General features: G+C 46.6%; 19 protein-coding genes. 17 read left to right on the top strand and 2 right to left on the bottom strand.

Annotation, left to right across the window (positions count from 1 at the left end):
* Window positions 1-77: 77 nt before the first annotated feature.
* Both LQ247_RS05725 and LQ247_RS05720 read left to right on the top strand, forming a co-directional pair.
* Complete coding sequence (locus tag LQ247_RS05725; RefSeq protein WP_035337159.1) at window positions 78-557, top strand: PH domain-containing protein; 480 nt, start codon at window positions 78-80, stop codon at window positions 555-557.
* Window positions 547-2,031, top strand: coding sequence for a PH domain-containing protein (locus tag LQ247_RS05720; protein ID WP_103750290.1), 1,485 nt, complete (start codon window positions 547-549; stop codon window positions 2,029-2,031). Before LQ247_RS05725 ends, LQ247_RS05720 begins: the two co-directional genes overlap by 11 nt.
* Here LQ247_RS05720 and LQ247_RS05715 read toward each other — a convergent pair.
* Window positions 2,028-2,627 carry a rhomboid family intramembrane serine protease gene (locus LQ247_RS05715; protein WP_023857867.1) on the bottom strand — a complete coding sequence of 200 codons (600 nt, stop codon included), beginning with the start codon at window positions 2,625-2,627 and terminating at the stop codon, window positions 2,028-2,030. The two genes, LQ247_RS05720 and LQ247_RS05715, sit on opposite strands and share 4 nt — an antisense overlap.
* A gap of 343 nt (window positions 2,628-2,970) precedes the next feature.
* Here LQ247_RS05715 and LQ247_RS05710 point away from each other — a divergent pair, with 343 nt between their 5' ends.
* The 13 genes from LQ247_RS05710 (at window position 2,971) to LQ247_RS05650 (ending at window position 13,268) form a co-directional block, all read left to right on the top strand.
* Window positions 2,971-3,930 (top strand): LolA family protein, encoded by a 960-nt coding sequence (locus tag LQ247_RS05710; protein WP_165973180.1) that lies wholly within the window; start codon window positions 2,971-2,973, stop codon window positions 3,928-3,930.
* A gap of 224 nt (window positions 3,931-4,154) precedes the next feature.
* Window positions 4,155-5,324 carry an alanine racemase gene (gene alr, locus LQ247_RS05705; protein WP_023857864.1) on the top strand — a complete coding sequence of 390 codons (1,170 nt, stop codon included), beginning with the start codon at window positions 4,155-4,157 and terminating at the stop codon, window positions 5,322-5,324.
* 111 nt (window positions 5,325-5,435) lie between these two features.
* On the top strand, window positions 5,436-5,717 hold the full coding sequence (locus LQ247_RS05700) for a CopG family ribbon-helix-helix protein (protein ID WP_006638778.1): 282 nt from the start codon (window positions 5,436-5,438) through the stop codon (window positions 5,715-5,717).
* Window positions 5,718-5,721: 4 nt separating this feature from the next.
* Complete coding sequence (gene ndoA / locus LQ247_RS05695) at window positions 5,722-6,072, top strand: type II toxin-antitoxin system endoribonuclease NdoA (protein WP_003179128.1); 351 nt, start codon at window positions 5,722-5,724, stop codon at window positions 6,070-6,072.
* A gap of 117 nt (window positions 6,073-6,189) precedes the next feature.
* Window positions 6,190-7,017 (top strand): RsbT co-antagonist protein RsbRA, encoded by an 828-nt coding sequence (locus LQ247_RS05690; protein WP_231005698.1) that lies wholly within the window; start codon window positions 6,190-6,192, stop codon window positions 7,015-7,017.
* A gap of 3 nt (window positions 7,018-7,020) precedes the next feature.
* Window positions 7,021-7,386: an STAS domain-containing protein gene (locus LQ247_RS05685; protein WP_031305225.1), complete on the top strand. Its 366-nt coding sequence runs from the start codon at window positions 7,021-7,023 to the stop codon at window positions 7,384-7,386.
* A gap of 2 nt (window positions 7,387-7,388) precedes the next feature.
* On the top strand, window positions 7,389-7,790 hold the full coding sequence (locus LQ247_RS05680) for an anti-sigma regulatory factor (protein ID WP_023857861.1): 402 nt from the start codon (window positions 7,389-7,391) through the stop codon (window positions 7,788-7,790).
* Window positions 7,791-7,800: 10 nt separating this feature from the next.
* Window positions 7,801-8,808 carry a PP2C family protein-serine/threonine phosphatase gene (locus LQ247_RS05675; RefSeq protein ID WP_020450261.1) on the top strand — a complete coding sequence of 336 codons (1,008 nt, stop codon included), beginning with the start codon at window positions 7,801-7,803 and terminating at the stop codon, window positions 8,806-8,808.
* Between the two features lie 58 nt (window positions 8,809-8,866).
* A complete protein-coding gene (locus LQ247_RS05670) occupies window positions 8,867-9,193 on the top strand; it encodes an anti-sigma factor antagonist (RefSeq protein ID WP_020450262.1) in 327 nt (108 codons plus the stop codon).
* Window positions 9,193-9,675, top strand: coding sequence for an anti-sigma B factor RsbW (gene rsbW, locus LQ247_RS05665; protein ID WP_020450263.1), 483 nt, complete (start codon window positions 9,193-9,195; stop codon window positions 9,673-9,675). Before LQ247_RS05670 ends, rsbW begins: the two co-directional genes overlap by 1 nt.
* Entirely contained in the window at window positions 9,641-10,432 is a 792-nt protein-coding gene (gene sigB / locus LQ247_RS05660; protein WP_023857858.1) for an RNA polymerase sigma factor SigB, read from the top strand. Before rsbW ends, sigB begins: the two co-directional genes overlap by 35 nt.
* Window positions 10,429-11,028, top strand: coding sequence for a PP2C family serine/threonine-protein phosphatase (locus LQ247_RS05655; RefSeq protein WP_035337155.1), 600 nt, complete (start codon window positions 10,429-10,431; stop codon window positions 11,026-11,028). The genes sigB and LQ247_RS05655 overlap by 4 nt, the downstream gene beginning before the upstream one ends.
* A 77-nt stretch (window positions 11,029-11,105) precedes the next feature.
* Window positions 11,106-13,268, top strand: a complete 2,163-nt coding sequence (locus LQ247_RS05650) for a Tex family protein (protein ID WP_231005697.1) — start codon at window positions 11,106-11,108, stop codon at window positions 13,266-13,268.
* Between the two features lie 41 nt (window positions 13,269-13,309).
* On the opposite strand, the gene LQ247_RS05645 is transcribed toward LQ247_RS05650, so the two are convergent.
* Window positions 13,310-13,867 carry a TetR/AcrR family transcriptional regulator gene (locus LQ247_RS05645; RefSeq protein WP_020450267.1) on the bottom strand — a complete coding sequence of 186 codons (558 nt, stop codon included), beginning with the start codon at window positions 13,865-13,867 and terminating at the stop codon, window positions 13,310-13,312.
* 153 nt (window positions 13,868-14,020) lie between these two features.
* Here LQ247_RS05645 and LQ247_RS05640 point away from each other — a divergent pair, with 153 nt between their 5' ends.
* Window positions 14,021-14,644 carry a GNAT family N-acetyltransferase gene (locus tag LQ247_RS05640; protein ID WP_035337151.1) on the top strand — a complete coding sequence of 208 codons (624 nt, stop codon included), beginning with the start codon at window positions 14,021-14,023 and terminating at the stop codon, window positions 14,642-14,644.
* A gap of 140 nt (window positions 14,645-14,784) precedes the next feature.
* The gene (locus tag LQ247_RS05635; protein ID WP_231005696.1) at window positions 14,785-17,904 is read left to right on the top strand and encodes an MMPL family transporter; all 3,120 of its coding nucleotides are present in this window, start codon (window positions 14,785-14,787) and stop codon (window positions 17,902-17,904) included.
* Window positions 17,905-17,958: the final 54 nt, after the last annotated feature.

Raw genomic sequence — 17,958 nt, 5'->3', positions numbered from 1 at the left:
TTTTAAAAACGAAAGTCTTTATCCGAAACATTTTCAGCCTAAGACCGTAAATAGAACTAGATTGGGGGAATCGAGTTTTGAGAAGCGAGCCGAAAAATCAAATAAGCCGCGATGGCGTAAAAGTCTGGAGAATTACAGCTTGTATCACATCATTCGTTTTAATGCTGGCTGCAGCAGGCCTTGTTGCCGCAGGGTTGATATTTAAATGGCCGGTATGGATCGGCATTTTGTCAGCAGCCGTTTGGCTGGTGATTTCATTTGTCATCATTATTATTATTCCGAATATCCGCCACAGAATATGGCGCTACGAAGTCCATGAGAACGAAATCGATATTCAGCACGGCATCTTTGTGGTGACCCGCGTGATCGTTCCGATGGTCAGAGTCCAGCATGTTGATACATCGCAGGGCCCCATCCTCAGAAAATATAATCTCGCCTCCGTGCAAATTTCAACAGCCGCGACGACCCATTCCATTCCCGCTCTGGATGTTGAAGAGGCGGATCAGCTCAGGGACTCCATTTCCAGGCTGGCAAGGGTGACTGAAGATGATGTCTGAACCGAGACGCATGCACCCCGCCGCCGTCATTCTCAACTTTATCAAAGGCCTTGTTGAGACCGTTAAAAACTTTATCATTCCATTTGGCGTAGTGCTTTTTTTAAATCAGTCGCACACAGTCAAAATGCTGGCGATCGCCGCGGCCGTGCTGTTTTTCATTGCTTTGGTCGTGACGAGCATCATCAAGTGGAGCAAATTTACATACCGTATCGAAGAGGATGAATTGCGAATAGAGGAAGGCCTGATTAATAAGAAAAAAAGGTATATTCCGATCGAACGGATTCAAACGATCAACACGAGCGCTGGCCTCATTCAGCAAATATTCAAGCTGGTGAAGCTTCAAGTCGAAACGGCAAGCGGAGGAACGGAAGCGGAAGTTTCCTTGGTCGCCATTACCCAGGCAGAAGCCGAACGTATTCAGCAAGCGCTTTTCGAAAGGAAAAAAGCGGTGGAAGGCACTGGAGCCGATGTCACGGATCCGCAGGAAGAGACTGCTGCAGAGGCGGAGGAAACAGCGGAAGAACCGCAAATGATGTACAAAATGACCGGGCAGGAGCTTTTAACTGCAGCGTCAACATCAAGCGGGATCGGCGTCATTATTTCAGGGGTATTCGCTTTTTTCACTCAAGTCGACGACTTCTTTGATTTGGACTGGCTGTATGACCGTTTTGCTTTTTTGAATAGCGCTGGAGCGACTGTCATCGCCTTAGCTGCTTTTGTTGCCCTTTTCATTGCATGGCTTCTCAGCATTGTCGGGATGCTTTTGAAATACGCGAATTTTACAGTCGTGCGTAAAGAGAAAGAAATCGTCATTTCCAGAGGGCTGATTGAAAAGCATCAAATCACGATTCCGCTGCAGCGGATTCAAGCGATTAAAATCAAGGAGAGTCTGATCAGGCAGCCTTTTGGACTTGCAGCCGTCACGATCGTCAGCGCAGGCGGAAACGTTTTGGAAGAAGATAAATCAGCCGTCCTATTTCCGATTATCAGCAAAAAAGTGATCAAACAGCGCCTCGGAGAATTCATTCCGGATTATGCGCCGGAAGACGATTTGAACCGCTTGCCGAAACGCGCACTGCGCCGTTATATCCTGCGCGCATCCTGGCCGGTCCTCGCCGTCGTTCCGCTTTCCATTCTGTTTCCGCCGTGGGGCTATTTGTCCGCTGTATTGATTCCTTTTTACTGGATCATCGGCTACTTATCATACCGCGATGCCGGCTGGAAGATCAGCGGCAGCAAAATCATCATGTCATCGCGCTTCATCGGCAGAACAACCGCTGTCATTCAGCGTAGGCGCATGCAGGTGTTCGAAGTCAGCCGCTCATATTTCCAGCGCAGAAGACAGCTTGTTTCGATCCATACATCAACAAAATCATCTGCTTTAATGGAGAAGTTTTCGGTGGCTGATGTCGAGGAGAAAGATTCGGACGATATTTTTGCATGGTATTCTTATGAAAAAAGAGTGAACGGTTAAAAGCCGTTCACTCTTTTATTTAACAACGGGGGAGCCAGAGCGAGTCCGCCCAGCAGTCCGAAGATGTGCGCCATGATATTGATATTTTGGTTGACAAACGTCATCAAAACCGAAATGGCGAGGATGGTGACGATGATTTGGGAATTGGCGCTTCCCATCAGCTCTTTTCTAAACAGCACGATGTACAGGTACACACCGAACAATCCGAATATCGCTCCTGAAGCACCGACATGCATATACTCCAGCGGTTCGATGAAATACGTGCCGATATTGCCGATCACTCCTGTCCCAATATAAACGATGAGAAACTTGAGTTTCCCGAGCATTCGTTCCAGCCCGGGGGCAAATAAAAAGATCGACATCGAATTAAAGAGCAGATGGCCGAACCCGGCGTGAATAAAGATCGGTGTCACAAACCTCCACCATTCTCCATTCGCTATCCCCCAGTTAAATCCAATCAATAAATCAGACCACATCTGTACGGCCGTCAACGGAAGTAAAAAAAGAATCCAGATGGCAAGCTGCAGGGCCAGTATGGCGGATGTGACCGGGTAGAGCCTGATAAACGTCTGAAAATTTTCTGTTCTGATAAACATGCTTATGATTTAAGCCCCTTTACAATGATCTCGTACATATATAGTAACACGTTTATGAACAGGCAGCGGCGATTAGTACGGAGGAGAAAAATGATTTTGAAAGGTTGTCATGCTAGTCTGCATATTGTCTGAGACACGCTCATATATTGGGTAGTGCAATAAGGGAGACGAGTCGTTGCAGGCTTTTATGGTACGCACGCCGATACAGCCGGCCCTGTTCTTATGGCGTACCGTTAAAGTCGAACAAGCGGTTTCTTCCTTTTTACATCAATGATTAAAAAGGGGTTGAAAAAAGGTGAGAAAAAGCTTTGTTTTGCTTTTAACGGGGCTGCTTGTAATCCTTATGCTTTCTGCCTGCGGCCAAAAATCGCAAGAAGATGTTGTGACGGGGCTCGACAAGAAGGCAAAAGAATACACGTCCTATAAGGCAAAAGCGAAAATGACGATTGAAACGGGAAATGAACCGCAGGAGTACAATGTGGAAATCTGGCATAAAAAACCTTCTCTTTACCGGGTCTATTTGGAAAACCCGAAAAAAGACCAGAGCCAGGTGATCTTGCGCAATGAAAACGGCGTGTTTGTTTTGACTCCGTCGCTGAATAAAAGCTTCCGCTTCCACAGCGACTGGCCTAATAACAGCAGCCAAGTATACTTATTCGAATCGCTCGTAAAAGATGTCAAAAATGATGGGGAAGCTTCTTTTTCCGCAAAGGATTCAAAATACATTTTTGAAACGAAAACGAATTATCAGCATAATCAGATGCTGCCGACCCAGGAAATCGTTTTCCATAAAAAAAGCATGGCTCCTTCATCGGTTAAGGTGATGGACACGGACCGCAAACCGATGGTAAAGGTTGAGTTTACAAGCTTTGAATTCGATAAGCCGCTCGATAAAGACGCATTTGATGAAAAGAAAAATATGACGCTGTCTCAAATTGACGTAGCGACAAGCGCGGACGTGTCAGACTCTTTCGCCGTCAAAACGCCGCTCGATGTGCCTCAGGGCGTGAAAAAGCTTGAGGAGAAAGAAATGGCGACTGAAGACGGCAAACGAATCGTCATCACATACGGCGGTGAAAAGTCCTTTACATTGATTCAGGAAAAAGCCCGCGTCGCCAAAACATCCACTTCTGTGTCCATGAACGGAGAGCCGGTTGACCTCGGCTTCACGGTCGGCGCACTGACGGATAAATCGTTGTCATGGACTTATGACGGAGTCGACTATTTCATCTCATCAGAAGACCTTTCTCAAGATGAACTTCTGATGGTTGCCAAAAGCATGCAAGGCCAGTCTTCAAAATAGACTGTGCCTATCCAGCAGCCTGTTTTCCGCCCGGAAGCGGAAAGCAGGCTGTTTTTATATTTCCGGGGCAAGCGTATGTTTTCGACAGTTTTTCCGTAAAATGTATAGCGTGCCAGCAATTTTTCTCTTGTTCTGGGCAGTTGTTCCCGTACAAAATTTCCCTTTCTCCGAACTTTTTAGTATGATGGGAAGGACGATTGAAACAAGGAACAGGAAGTGTCATGATGAGCTTAAAACCATTCTATAGAAAGACATGGGCCGAAATCGATTTAACGGCTTTAAAAGAAAACGTGCGCAATATGAAGCGGCACATCGGCGAGCATGTCCACTTGATGGCCGTCGTTAAAGCGAATGCCTACGGACACGGGGATGCACAGGTAGCGAAGGCGGCTCTTGCAGAAGGGGCGTCCATTCTTGCTGTGGCTTTACTGGATGAAGCGCTTTCGCTGAGAGCGCAGGGGATTGAAGAACCGATTCTTGTCCTCGGCGCAGTGCCGCCCGAATATGCCGGCATTGCCGCGGAAAAGCGCATTACCGTGACGGGCTACTCAGCCGGCTGGCTGAAAGACGTGCTCGGTTTTCTCGGTGAGACCGAAGCTCCTCTTGAATATCATTTGAAGATCGACACGGGTATGGGCCGCCTTGGCTGCAAAACGGAAGAAGAGATCAAAGAAATGATGGAGATGACCGAATCGAGCGATAAACTCAATTGTACGGGCGTGTTCACTCATTTCGCGACGGCGGACGAAAAGGACACCGATTATTTCGACATGCAGCTTGACCGCTTTAAAGAATTGATCAGCCCTCTCCCGCTTGACCGTTTAATGGTGCATTCGTCAAACAGCGCCGCGGGTCTGCGCTTCAGGGAACAGCTCTTTAATGCCGTCCGCTTCGGCATCGGCATGTACGGTTTGGCGCCGTCAACCGAAATAAAAGACGAGCTGCCGTTTCGTCTGCGGGAAGTGTTTTCGCTTCATACCGAACTCACCCATGTGAAAAAAATTAAAAAAGGCGAGAGCGTCAGCTACGGGGCGACATATACGGCCAAACGCGACGAATGGATCGGGACAGTTCCCGTCGGGTATGCTGATGGATGGCTGAGGCGCCTAGCCGGGACGGAAGTGCTGATCGACGGAAAACGCCAAAAAATAGCAGGGAGAATCTGCATGGACCAGTTCATGATTTCCCTCGCCGAAGAATACCCTGTCGGCACAAAGGTTACCTTGATCGGGAAGCAAAAAGACGAATGGATTTCAGTCGACGAAATCGCCCAACATTTGCAGACGATCAATTATGAAATTACCTGTATGATAAGTTCAAGGGTGCCCCGTATGTTTTTGGAAAATGGGAGTATAATGGAAATAAGGAATCCGATCTTGCCTGATCAATCCTGAAAATTGATGAATTAGCGGAAAAACAACTTTGCTTGCGAAAAGAATAATGATATCATTATGGATGGAATGGATAGAGTGTTGTATCCGTAAGTTTGGTGGAGGTGTATGTTTTTGTCTGAATCCAGCGCAACAACTGAAATATTGATTCGCTTGCCAGAAGCTTTAGTATCAGAACTGGATGGTGTCGTCATGCAAGATAACGGGAGCAGAAATGAACTGATTTACCAAGCCACAAAAATGTATTTGCGCGAGCGCAAAAATCGACAAATTCGGGAATCGATGAGACGCGGTTATATGGAGATGGCCAAGATTAATTTGAACATCTCTTCTGAGGCTCAATTTGCAGAGTATGAGGCTGAAAACACAGTAGAGCGCTTAGTAAGCGGAGGATAATCATTTGATTGTTAAACGCGGCGATGTTTATTTTGCTGACCTATCTCCTGTTGTTGGCTCAGAACAAGGCGGGGTGCGCCCGGTTTTAGTGATTCAAAACAACATCGGCAATCGCTTCAGCCCAACTGCTATTGTTGCAGCCATAACAGCCCAAATACAGAAAGCAAAATTACCTACCCACGTCGAAATTGATGCGAAACGCTACGGTTTTGAAAGAGATTCCGTTATATTGCTCGAACAAATTCGGACGATTGACAAGCAAAGATTAACGGACAAAATCACCCATCTCGATGATGAAATGATGGAAAAGGTCAACGAAGCCTTACAAATCAGTTTGGCACTCATTGATTTTTAATATTGATGAAAGTTGCTCGAGGCGAAAGAGCAACTTTTTTTGTGTTCAAAAATAACAAACGATATAATGGAACTGTTAGTCCAAAAAATGTTATCAGATGTAGTTAGGGGGATGAACATGTCGAATCAAGCAGTGTTAAAATTTATCTCGGAGAACCAAAATGTACTCGCCGTGAATTTGGCGGATATTCTGAAAGACCTAAACAGCAACATGACAAACGTGAAGCTGACTGAACACATGTATGAGACGATCAGCAATGAATACATTCATATCCTTATGAATGAGTCCGGGGACGGGAATGAAAAATCGATCGACACCATCTACCAGTTTTCTTCAAAAGCCGTACAGCTCGGCGTTCCGCTGAAGCTTCTGTCGTCGGGATTATCAGCTTTTTGGAAGCACCTGTACTATGAAATGAACAAGGACGTCCCGGAAGATCAGCAATGCTATGATCTGATATGGGAAATCGATAAATTTATCGAACCGATCAACAGCGAAATCTTGAATCAGTATGCGATCTCCTGGGAGAAAACCGTCGCTCTTCAAAAGGTCGCATTACAGGAGCTCTCGGCGCCGCTGATCCCGGTTTTTGAAAATATTACGGTGATGCCTCTCGTCGGCACGATCGACACGGAGCGGGCCAAAAAGATTATGGAAAACCTGTTGAGCGGCGTCGTCAAACACCGGTCCGAAGTCGTCCTCATTGACATTACGGGCGTGCCTGTCGTCGATACGATGGTCGCACACCACATCATGCAGGCTTCCGAAGCTGTCAGACTGGTCGGCGCAAAATGCCTGCTCGTTGGAATCCGCCCGGAAATCGCGCAGACGATTGTGAATTTGGGAATCGATTTAACTCAGGTTATTACAAAAAATACCCTGCAAAAAGGAATTCAAACCGCATTAGAAATGACAGACCGAAAAATTGTTTCATTGGGGGAATAAGTTTTGAGGATACCTAACATTCCAATTTTGAAGCTATATAACTGTTTATTGGTATCCATTCAAGTGGAGCTCGATGACCAAACCGCTCTGAAATTTCAAGAGGACCTGCTGAACAAAATATATGAAACCGGTTCGAACGGAGTGGTGATCGATCTGACTTCGGTGGACATCATCGATTCATTCATCGCCAAAGTACTTGGCGATGTTATTACAATGTCAAAACTGATGGGCGCCAAAGTCGTTCTGACTGGCATCCAGCCGGCTGTTGCGGTGACATTGATTGAACTCGGGATTTCTTTGGACGAGATCGAGACGGCGCTCGATCTCGAAAAGGGGCTCGAGACATTGCAGCGGGAATTGGGGGAATAAATATGGCAGACCAATCCTGTGTGAAGATTTTGACAGAATGGGACATAGTGGCCGCCAGACAGCTCGGGCGAAATGTCGCCAAAGAACTGGGGTTCGGCACAGTGGACCAGGCCAGAATCACAACAGCCATCTCAGAGCTGGCGCGTAATATTTATTTGTATGCCGGAAAAGGCCGAATCTGCATCGAACAGGTTCAGGAAGAAGGTAAAAAGGGGTTGAAAGTCATAGCGGAGGATGAGGGGCCGGGAATCGCTGACATCAAAAAAGTGATGGAAGACGGTTTTTCAACCTCAGGCGGCCTCGGAGCGGGCCTGCCGGGGGTAAAGCGTCTGATGGACCAATTTGAATTGCATTCGGACGCGGAAAATGGAACGGATATACAAGCCATAAAGTGGCTGCGGTAGGAGGGAAGGAATGGATTTCAGGGAAGTGATTGAGCAGCGCTATCGACAGCTGCTTAGCCGTTATATATCTGAATTAACAGAGACATCCCTTTATCAGGGGCAGAAATTCAGCAGAAAAACGATTGAACATCAAGTGCCGCCGGAAGAGATTATCAGCATACACCGAAAAGTTCTGTCTGAATTATATCCGGATCTTCCGGACCATGTGTTCCATTCTCTCGATTTTTTAATTGAAGTGATGATTGGATACGGTTTGGCCTATCAAGAACATCAGACATTAAGAGGAATTCAGCAGGAAATTAAATCGGAAATCGAAATTGCCGCAAATGTCCAGCAAACGCTGCTCGAGACGAAGATCCCGAAAGTTGAAGCGCTCGAAATCGGGGCGGTCAGCGTTCCGGCTAAGCAAATGAGCGGTGATTATTATCATTTTGTACGGGACAAGGAATCGATTAACATCGCCATTGCAGATGTGATCGGAAAAGGAATACCGGCCGCGTTATGCATGTCGATGATCAAATATGCGATGGACTCTCTTCCGGATTCGGGCACATCTCCTTCACAGGTGCTGAAAAACCTGAACAGGGTCGTCGAACAAAATGTGGACCCTAGCATGTTTATTACAATGTTTTACGGTAATTATCATCTTCAAAAACACCTATTTACGTTTTCATCTGCCGGTCATGAACCTGGCTTTTATTATTCTTGCAGGGAAAATAAATTTTACGATTTAAACGCAAAAGGCCTCGTTCTTGGCATTTCATCACAATACGACTATGAGCAGTACGAGCAAAAACTGGATATTGGCGATATGATCGTTCTTTTTTCAGATGGTGTAACCGAATGCCGGACAGACAGCGGATTTTTGGAGCGGTCTGACTTGCAGAACCTGATCACTGTACATATGGAGAAACCGGCTCAGCAAATGGTTGACTGTATATACGAACATCTGCTCAAGCTTCAGGATTTTCAGCTTCATGACGATTTTACTCTCATTGTTTTCAAAAGAAAGGTTTAAAGTTTCTCTTCGCTGGGTAATAAACCAGTAGCTCATTAAGAGAACCAGAGGTGATATTGTGAATTTGGCAGTTGATACGAAAAAAAATGATCATGTGATAGAAGTAAAAGTGGCGGGCGAAATTGATGTGCATACGGCTCCGGCATTGCGGGATGAGCTGATGCCGCTCGCGGAAGAAGGAAAAGATCTCAAAGTTTCTCTGAAAGACGTTTCATATATGGACAGTACAGGGCTGGGTGTATTTGTCGGCATTTACAAAGCGGTAAACAGAACTGGGGGTTCTTTAGTGCTTGAAAATCTGTCAGAGCGTTTGATCCGTTTGTTTGATATTACAGGCTTAAAGGACATCATTGATATTTCTGGAAAGTCAGAGGGTGGATTATAATGAAGAGAGCAGCTGATTACATTGAAATGAAGTCACCTGCCAAACCTGAATACGTAGGAATCATTCGTTTAACCCTGTCGGGGATTGCAAGCAAGATGGGGTATTCTTATGATGACATCGAAGATTTGAAAATTGCGGTCAGCGAAGCGTGCACAAACGCTGTGCAGCATGCTTATAAAGCAGACAAAACTGGAGAGGTCTCCGTCAGATTCGGCGTGTTTGAAGACCGCCTCGAAATCATCGTCGCAGATCAGGGAGACAGTTTTGACATTCACGATAAACAGAAAGGGCTGGGGCCATATTCCCCTGAACATACGGTAGATCAATTGTCAGAAGGAGGGCTCGGTTTATATTTAATGGAGACGCTCATGGATGAAGTGCGTGTCCAGATTGACTCAGGCGTAACCGTCTCGATGACAAAGTTCTTAAACAGGGAGCGAGTTGATGATGGCACAACCGTCCAAAACTACGAAACTAACTAAAACCGAAGTCGACACGCTGATCAAAAAATATCAGGATAGCCAGGATGAAGACGCTCAGCTGACCCTTGTTCAGACATATAAAAATCTGGTGGAAACACTCGCCAAAAAATACTCAAAAGGAAAAAGCTTTCATGAAGATTTATGCCAGGTTGGGATGCTCGGATTGCTTGGAGCCATCAAACGCTATGATCCCGATGTGGGAAAATCGTTTGAAGCGTTTGCGATTCCGACCATTATCGGAGAAATCAAACGGTTTCTCCGTGATAAAACCTGGAGCGTCCACGTTCCGAGAAGGATCAAGGAGCTCGGGCCGAGAATTAAAATGGCGGTGGATCATTTAACGAATGAAACGCAAAGGTCCCCAAAAGTCGATGAGATTGCCGAGTTTCTTGACGTCACAGAAGAAGAAGTGCTGGAAACAATGGAGATGGGCAAAAGCTATCAGGCGCTTTCCGTCGACCACAGCATTGAAGCGGATGCAGACGGCAGCACGGTGACGATCCTCGACATCGTCGGCTCGCAGGAGGAAGGCTATGAAAAGGTGAACCAAAAGCTGATGCTTGAAAGCGTATTGCACGTACTGTCCGACCGCGAAAAGCAAATCATTGAGCTGACTTACATTCAAAACAAAAGCCAAAAAGAAACCGGTGACATGCTGGGCATATCGCAAATGCACGTCTCACGTCTGCAGCGCAAAGCTGTCAAAAAGCTGCGGGAAGCGTTGGCTGAAGATCCGTTTATGGAGCTTAAACCATGATTTGGACTGAGTCGAATGAACATATGCAAGCGCTTGTTTATCAGCTTCCTAAAGAAGGAAAAGCCGTCTGCGGAGACAGTTTTTATTTCCATGCGACTGACGAAACTATGGTGTGCGCGCTGGCCGACGGGCTTGGCAGCGGTGCGATGGCACAAGAATCCTCCGCGGTTATCAGCGAAGTTGTCGAAGAGCACGGTCATGAAGAAGTCGCAAGCTTGATGGAACGGTGCAATCAAGAGCTGAAACATAAGCGCGGCGCAACTGTGGCGATTTTAAAAGCCGATTTTCGAACAAGAACGATTGCTTACAGCTCTGTAGGCAATATCCGCTTTATCTTGTACGCTCCTTCGGACAAATATATCCACCCTCTCCCTGTGACGGGATACATGTCGGGAAAGCCGCAAACATACAAAACATTCACCTACACGTATGAAAAAGGGTCAAGATTCATCATGTATTCAGACGGATTGGAAGTACCCGCTCTCCGGTCTTATTTAAAACAGCACCACACACCTGGAGATATATCGAATCAGCTAGAATCATACACACTAATGGGAAAAGACGATCTCACCTATATCATCGGACAGCTTTTTTAAAGAAGCTGCCCTTTGATATAGGTGTTTTTCTGTTTGTTTTGGTACACTAAGAAGACAACATTCTTTTGGAGGCTACAATGGATACTTTAGCGTTAATCGTCAAACAAATCGCAAAAGAAACAGGGCTTGCGTCAAAGCATGTCGAGAGTGTCATTCAATTGTTAGAGGACGGAAACACCGTTCCCTTTATCGCGAGATACCGCAAAGAACAAACGGGCTCCATGGATGAAGTCCAAATTCAAACAATCTCCGAACGCTGGGGATACATCCAGCATTTAAATCAGCGGAAAGACGAAGTCATCCGGCTGATCGACGAACAGGGTAAGCTGACCGGACAGCTGAAGCTCGATATCGAAAAAGCGGACAAGCTCCAGGAAGTTGAAGACTTATACAGACCATTTAAACAAAAACGAAAAACGAAGGCGACGATCGCCAAAAGCAAAGGCCTTGAACCTTTGGCTGATTTCATCATCTCGCTCCCGCGCAACGAAGACGTAATAGCCGAAGCACGCAAGTACATAAATGAAGAAAAGGAAGTCATGAGCGCCGAAGAAGCGCTTGAAGGAGCAAAAAACATACTGGCTGAACGGATCTCAGACGAACCGGAATACAGAAAGTGGATCCGGCAGGAGACTTTTAAAAGAGGAACGCTGAAATCCGCGGTGAGAGACGCCGAAGCTGATGAGAAGAAAATCTATGAAATGTATTATGAATATGAAGAGCCGATTCAAAAAATCGTTCCTCATCGCGTGCTTGCGGTTAACCGCGGCGAAAAAGAGGAGATTTTGAGAGTGTCGGTCGAGCCGCCGGCAGACCGCATTCAAGCTTACTTGGAAAAACGAATTTTACAACACAAGCAAACAAGTGCTCAAGATGTGCTGAAAAGCGCAATCGAAGACGGCTATAAGCGCCTCATTCAGCCGTCCATCGAAAGAGAAATCAGAAAAGAATTGACGGAAAAGGCGGAAGATCAAGCGATTCACATTTTTGCCGAGAATCTGCGCAAGCTGCTGCTGCAGCCGCCGATGAAAGGAAAGCTCGTTCTCGGCGTCGATCCGGCATTCCGCACGGGCTGCAAGCTTGCAGTTGTCGATGAGACGGGAAAGATGCTCAAAATCGATGTCATATATCCGCACCCTCCCGTCAATAAAAAAAGCGCGGCCATTGAAAAAGTGAAACGCATCATCGAAGATTTTCAAATTGAGGTCATCGCCATCGGGAACGGGACGGCATCAAGAGAGACGGAACAATTTATCGCCGATCTTTTGAAGGACATTGACAGAAAGGTGTACTATCTGATCGTCAATGAAGCGGGAGCCAGCGTCTACTCGGCATCAGAGCTTGCGAGGGAAGAATTCCCGGATCTGCAGGTTGAAGAACGGAGCGCCGTGTCGATCGCACGCAGACTCCAGGACCCGCTCGCCGAACTCGTCAAAATCGATCCCAAGTCGGTCGGTGTCGGCCAGTACCAGCACGATGTCAGCCAGAAAAAACTAAACGACTCGCTCCGCTTCGTGGTGGAAACCGTCGTCAACCAAGTCGGCGTCAACGTGAATACGGCGTCAGCCGCGCTCTTGCAATATGTAGCCGGACTATCGAAAACAGTCGCGGCCAACATCGTCAAAAAGCGGGATGAAATCGGAAAATTCACGAGCAGGAAAGAGCTGAAAGACATTCCACGCCTGGGCGCGAAAACGTATGAGCAATGCATCGGCTTTTTAAGGGTGCCTGACGGCGGTGAACCGCTCGACCGCACAGGCATCCACCCTGAGAGCTATAAGGAGACGAGAGAGCTTCTGAAAAAGCTCGGCCTATCAACAGCCGACATCGGTACAAGAGAGCTTCAGGACAAAATCAACGAACTGAATATTTCCGAAGCAGCTGAACAGCTTGGAATCGGGGAAATCACTCTGAAAGACATTTGCGCCCAGCTGACAAGGCCTGAGCGCGATCCGAGGGATGAAGTCCCTAAACCGCTCTTAAAAACCGATGTGCTTCAATTGGAGGACTTAAAAGAAGGGATGGAACTGCAGGGGACAGTGCGGAACGTCGTTGACTTCGGGGCATTTGTCGACATCGGCGTGAAACAGGACGGGCTCGTCCACATTTCCAAGCTCAGCCATTCCTTCGTCAAGCATCCGCTTGACGTGGTATCGGTCGGAGACATTGTTACCGTATGGGTGGAAGATGTCGATGCCGCAAAAGGAAGGGTATCCTTATCAATGGTGAGGGATCGATAGTCCAGCTTGCCGGAGCTTTGTTTCTCCGGCGGGCTGATCTTTTACACTCCGATTTTTAACAGAATGCGGTGGATGACGCCAGCCACATGAGCCGGCGTCTGAACCATCCCTTCATTGATCCATTCCTCCAAAACGCCGACCACTCCCGAGACGACAAATGATATTTCCATTTCATCACATGTAACCTCGTTTTCCGATTGCTCTATCATGCTCAATTCTTCAAAAATTTTCCTCTGGAAAAAGTCTTTAAATTTATTGATGGTCAAAATGTTTCCTTTCGGTTTCGTCAATAAAGTGAAAATCGCAGCGTTTTGATAAATATATTCGGTCGTTTTTTCGATGAAGGTGAGCAAATTGTGCGGATCTTCGCTCGGAAAATAATCATCGTAAAATCTCCCCAGCTGATCAAACAATTCATTTTCTATTTGTTCATACAAGTCAAAAATATCTTTATAATGAAGATAAAAGGTTCCGCGTCCTAAATCCGCGCGCCTCGATAAATCAGAAACGGTGATTTTATTGATTTCTTTCTCATGGAGCAGTTTTAAAAAAGCCTCTTTTATCGCTCTTTTCGTCTTGATTGATCTTCTGTCCTCCATCGTTTTGCCCTCCGTTTATAGACAAATTTTCATGTGTTGTTCATTAGTGAACAGCTCAATCACGATTGCCGATTGAACATCGCTTTTGCTTCAAATTATAATGAACATGTGTTTATTAATCAATAGCTGTTCATATTTTCGAGGAGGTTTTCAATGATTCAATATCGTCTGGCTTCAACTGATCACTTGGACGAGGTGGCACAACTGTTTCATGAGTCTTTTGACAACTATCCGTTTATGGATTTGCTTGTAAGACCCGAAAAGAAAAACCCCGAATTCTTTTATGAGCTGCATAAAGTCATCACTCAGGCATATATAAATAGGCGGGGGTGCTTTATCGGTGTTGTGAATGGTGAAATCGTCACCGCGGCCCTCTTAAAACATCGGGATGATCCAGACGTTGGAGTGATGGATTATATATCAGCCGGAGGAATAAAGTTATTTATAAAAGGGGGCCTTTCCGCGGTATGGAATATGGTGAATGTGGCGGAAGAGGCGAAAAGATCGTACAAGGGCATCAAACAGCAGAAATGGTATTTGGAGGCGCTGGGGGTCTCCCGCTTCCATCAGGGCAAAAGTTTCGGCAGCAAGATGATCAATGACTGCCTGGTCCCTTTCATCCGAAGAAACGGAGGCGGGATCCTCGCTTTAATCACCAACACGAATTTAAATCGATCGTTTTACAAAAAGAACGGATTCGATGAATTTAGTGCATTTCCCCTTAAGCGATTCGGCCGTGAAATAGGAAATTGGAGTTTCAAAAGAACAATTTACTAATGTATTAGAAAGCCGATATAAAAAGTACGACGGCTTTCATGTTGATCAGCAAAACACGAATGTTTTGTCTGACGGCAGCAACCAGCCGTCTTTTTTTAATGAAAAACCCGCACAGCTCATAGAGGAGGAATAAAACGTCAATGAGAACGATTATAAAGGCGAGATGGATTATTGCGGCGCTCTGGATTGCAATGGCCGCCGTCTTATTCATCACGGCGCCCGATATGGGGCAATTAACAAAGGAGAAGGGCCAGATAGCGGTCCCTGAAGGCTATCCGTCTTCTTACGCGAACAAGCTTCTCGAACAAATGTCAAAAGACGAGGATACGGACAAATCGGTTGTCGTCGTATTTCAGGACAAACAGCTCCTGCCGAACCGAGAGGCGGCTTTAAAAAAAGCGATCACCATTTTAGAAAAGGATTCCTCCCTTCACGTTTCAGATATTACATCATACTTTGACGCGGAGGAGGATATTCAAAAGCAGCTGTTGTCAAAGGATCGAACGACGCTGCTTGTACCTGTCACATTTGATGCGAACAAAATCAGTGCGGCCGATTTTAAAGCAAAGGTAAATGAAAAGCTCAAACCTTTAAAGCTTGACTACGAGATGACCGGACAGCCGCTCATCGATGATGATGTTATAACAAGTTCACAGGAAGGCCTGAAGAAGACCGAATATATCACGGTCGGTTTTATTTTAATCGTATTGATTCTCGTCTTCCGTTCTGCGGTTGCGCCTTTTGTCCCGCTTTTGGCGGTCGCGCTTTCCTACCTTGTGAGCCAGTCCGTCGTCGCCTATCTTGTCGAATACGCTGATTTTCCGCTGTCCACGTTTACGCAAATTTTCATGGTGGCGATCATGTTCGGAATCGGGACGGATTACTGCATTCTTCTTTTAAGCCGTTTTAAGGAAGAGCTTGCCCACGGGAAAGACAAGATTGAAGCTATCCTGACAACGTATAAAACGGCGGGAAAAACCGTTCTGTTCAGCGGATTCGCCGTTTTGATCGGTTTTACTTGCATCGGCTTCGCCGAATTCCAGCTTTACAAATCTGCGGTCGCAGTAGCGGTTGGTGTCGCAGTCTTGATTTTGGCGCTTTTGACGATCGTGCCGTTTTTTATGGCTGTTTTGGGAAAAGTGCTGTTTTGGCCCGTCAGAGGGAATATCGGGCATCCGCAGTCAAAACTATGGGAAACCGCCGGCCGTTTCGCATTCAGTAAGCCGCTGATCAGTCTGTTGATCGTAGCGGCCGTGGCCGTTCCGCCGATCTTAATGTATAAAGGAACGCTTTCCTACAACAACCTTGATGAAATCGGAGATCAATACGAATCCGTCAGTGCATTCAACACCATCTCCGACAAGTTCGGGCCTGGGGAATCTTTACCGGTCACGGTCGTCCTCAAAACATCGGATGCGCTCGATACCAATGACGGGCTGATCGCAATTGAAAAAATCAGCCGCGCCATTGAACAGACAAATGGCGTCAGCAAAGTTCGCAGTGCGACCCGTCCGGTCGGAAAAGGACTGAGCGACCTGTATGTCAAAACACAGGCAAACGAACTGAATAAAGGGCTTGAGAGCGGCAATAAAGGTCTGAAAAAGATCAAAGACGGGCTTGCCGAGGCGAGCAAGTCGATCGCGGATCAGAAGCCGCAAATCGAAGCGTCCGGAAAAGGAATCAATCAGCTGATCAAAGGAACCGAATCGATTAAAGCCGGCATCAGCGACGTTGAAGCCAATATGAGAAAGCTGAAGGACGGTACAGACCAAAGCAAAGAAGGCGTCGCCCGGGCGAAAAAAGAAATTCAAGCTGCGAAAAAACAGCTGACGGCGCAGGTCGATCAATTAAATGGACAAATCGAAAACTACAAAGAAATATCGAAAGTCTTGAAAGCAGCATTGTCACAAGCAGAAAGTGCCCAAGGCATAACGGCTGACGTGCAAAAGATGATCGAGCAGACAAATCAAAATTTCAAAAATCTTGAAAGCGAAATTCCCGAAGTGAAGGAGAATCCTTCTTATTTAGCGATCAAAGGCTCTTACACAGAGCTTGCATCGGCAATCAAGCAGGGATCACAGAAAGCGGCCGTTTACACGAAGCAGGCGGCAAACGCGAAAAAGCAGCTTGAAGCAGCAGATGCATTTATCGCAAAAGCGCAGGAAGAGCAAAAAGTATACACAAGCAAAATCGATGCTCTGATCAACGGCCTCGGCCAAATCGAAAAAGGACTTGAAGAGACATCGAAGGGGCAGGGACAGCTCGCCGATTCGCTGCCTAAGCTCGAATCAGGAGCGGGCGATGTCGCTGAAGGCCAAAAGCAGATGAAGGAAAAAGTCGGAGAATTCGCCGGCCAGCTCGATCAATTAACAAAAGGTTTGAATTCAAGCGTGGACGGCCTCGAAAAAATTTCAAGCGGTCTGATGGGGGCAGGCGACTACCTGGATCAGCTGAAAAACGCATCGGATCAAGAAATGTCCGGCTGGTTTGTCCCTAAAGAAGTCCTGAAAAACAAGCAGTTTCAGCAGGTGTTTAATTCCTATATGTCAGACGACCGCCATATCACGACGATCGATGTGATATTGGAAGGCAATCCGTACGGAAACGGAGCAATTGCTAATGTTAAAGATATTGAAGCGTCCGTAAAACGGGCTCTTCCCGATACGCATTTGAACGATGCATCATTTGGCGTCGGCGGCGTTTCCAGCATCAATGCCGATCTGAAGCAGCTGTCAGACCAGGATTTCAGCAACACGGTGATCTATATGATGATCGGAATTTTCCTGATCCTCGTCCTGCTGTTCCGTTCTATTGTCATGCCGGTGTATTTGGTCGGATCGTTGATCTTGACGTACTTTGCGTCCATCGGTATAACCGAGTTTATTTTCACGGCGTTTTTCGGCTATCCCGGCCTCAACTGGGCGGTGCCTTTCTTTGGATTCGTGATTTTAATGGCGCTTGGTGTGGACTATTCGATCTTCCTGATGGAACGCTTTAACGAATATCGGGGAACGGATATTAAAACGGCGATGATGGAATCGATGAAAAATATGGGGTCCGTTATTATTTCAGCTGCTGTCATTTTGGCGGGAACCTTCGCGGCGATGCTGCCGTCCGGCGTTTTATCGCTTCTGCAAATCGCCACCCTAATACTGACGGGTCTCTTGCTGTATGCATTCGTCATGCTGCCGCTGTTCGTCCCTGTGATGGTTCGGATCTTCGGCTCAGCCAACTGGTTTCCCTTTAAAAGAAAAGAATAAACGGCTCGTCCATCCGCAGAAGAATCATTCGCCCATGCTCCCCGAAATCGGGCG

Source organism: Bacillus sp. BS3(2021) (assembly GCF_021043345.1).
Taxonomy (GTDB): domain Bacteria; phylum Bacillota; class Bacilli; order Bacillales; family Bacillaceae; genus Bacillus; species Bacillus paralicheniformis.
Note: the sequence above shows the minus strand (reverse complement) of the source record. Positions and strands in the feature narration are given on the sequence as shown.

Excerpts from the sequence above, each read along its gene's own strand:
- LQ247_RS05720 (WP_103750290.1), top strand. The coding sequence starts at position 547 with ATGATGTCTGAACCGAGACGCATGCACCCCGCCGCCGTCATTCTCAAC.
- LQ247_RS05715 (WP_023857867.1), bottom strand. The coding sequence starts at position 2,627 with ATGTTTATCAGAACAGAAAATTTTCAGACGTTTATCAGGCTCTACCCG.
- LQ247_RS05710 (WP_165973180.1), top strand. The coding sequence starts at position 2,971 with ATGCTTTCTGCCTGCGGCCAAAAATCGCAAGAAGATGTTGTGACGGGG.
- alr (WP_023857864.1), top strand. The coding sequence starts at position 4,155 with ATGAGCTTAAAACCATTCTATAGAAAGACATGGGCCGAAATCGATTTA.
- LQ247_RS05690 (WP_231005698.1), top strand. The coding sequence starts at position 6,190 with ATGTCGAATCAAGCAGTGTTAAAATTTATCTCGGAGAACCAAAATGTA.
- LQ247_RS05680 (WP_023857861.1), top strand. The coding sequence starts at position 7,389 with ATGGCAGACCAATCCTGTGTGAAGATTTTGACAGAATGGGACATAGTG.
- LQ247_RS05675 (WP_020450261.1), top strand. The coding sequence starts at position 7,801 with ATGGATTTCAGGGAAGTGATTGAGCAGCGCTATCGACAGCTGCTTAGC.
- rsbW (WP_020450263.1), top strand. The coding sequence starts at position 9,193 with ATGAAGAGAGCAGCTGATTACATTGAAATGAAGTCACCTGCCAAACCT.
- sigB (WP_023857858.1), top strand. The coding sequence starts at position 9,641 with ATGGCACAACCGTCCAAAACTACGAAACTAACTAAAACCGAAGTCGAC.
- LQ247_RS05655 (WP_035337155.1), top strand. The coding sequence starts at position 10,429 with ATGATTTGGACTGAGTCGAATGAACATATGCAAGCGCTTGTTTATCAG.
- LQ247_RS05650 (WP_231005697.1), top strand. The coding sequence starts at position 11,106 with ATGGATACTTTAGCGTTAATCGTCAAACAAATCGCAAAAGAAACAGGG.
- LQ247_RS05645 (WP_020450267.1), bottom strand. The coding sequence starts at position 13,867 with ATGGAGGACAGAAGATCAATCAAGACGAAAAGAGCGATAAAAGAGGCT.
- LQ247_RS05640 (WP_035337151.1), top strand. The coding sequence starts at position 14,021 with ATGATTCAATATCGTCTGGCTTCAACTGATCACTTGGACGAGGTGGCA.
- LQ247_RS05635 (WP_231005696.1), top strand. The coding sequence starts at position 14,785 with ATGAGAACGATTATAAAGGCGAGATGGATTATTGCGGCGCTCTGGATT.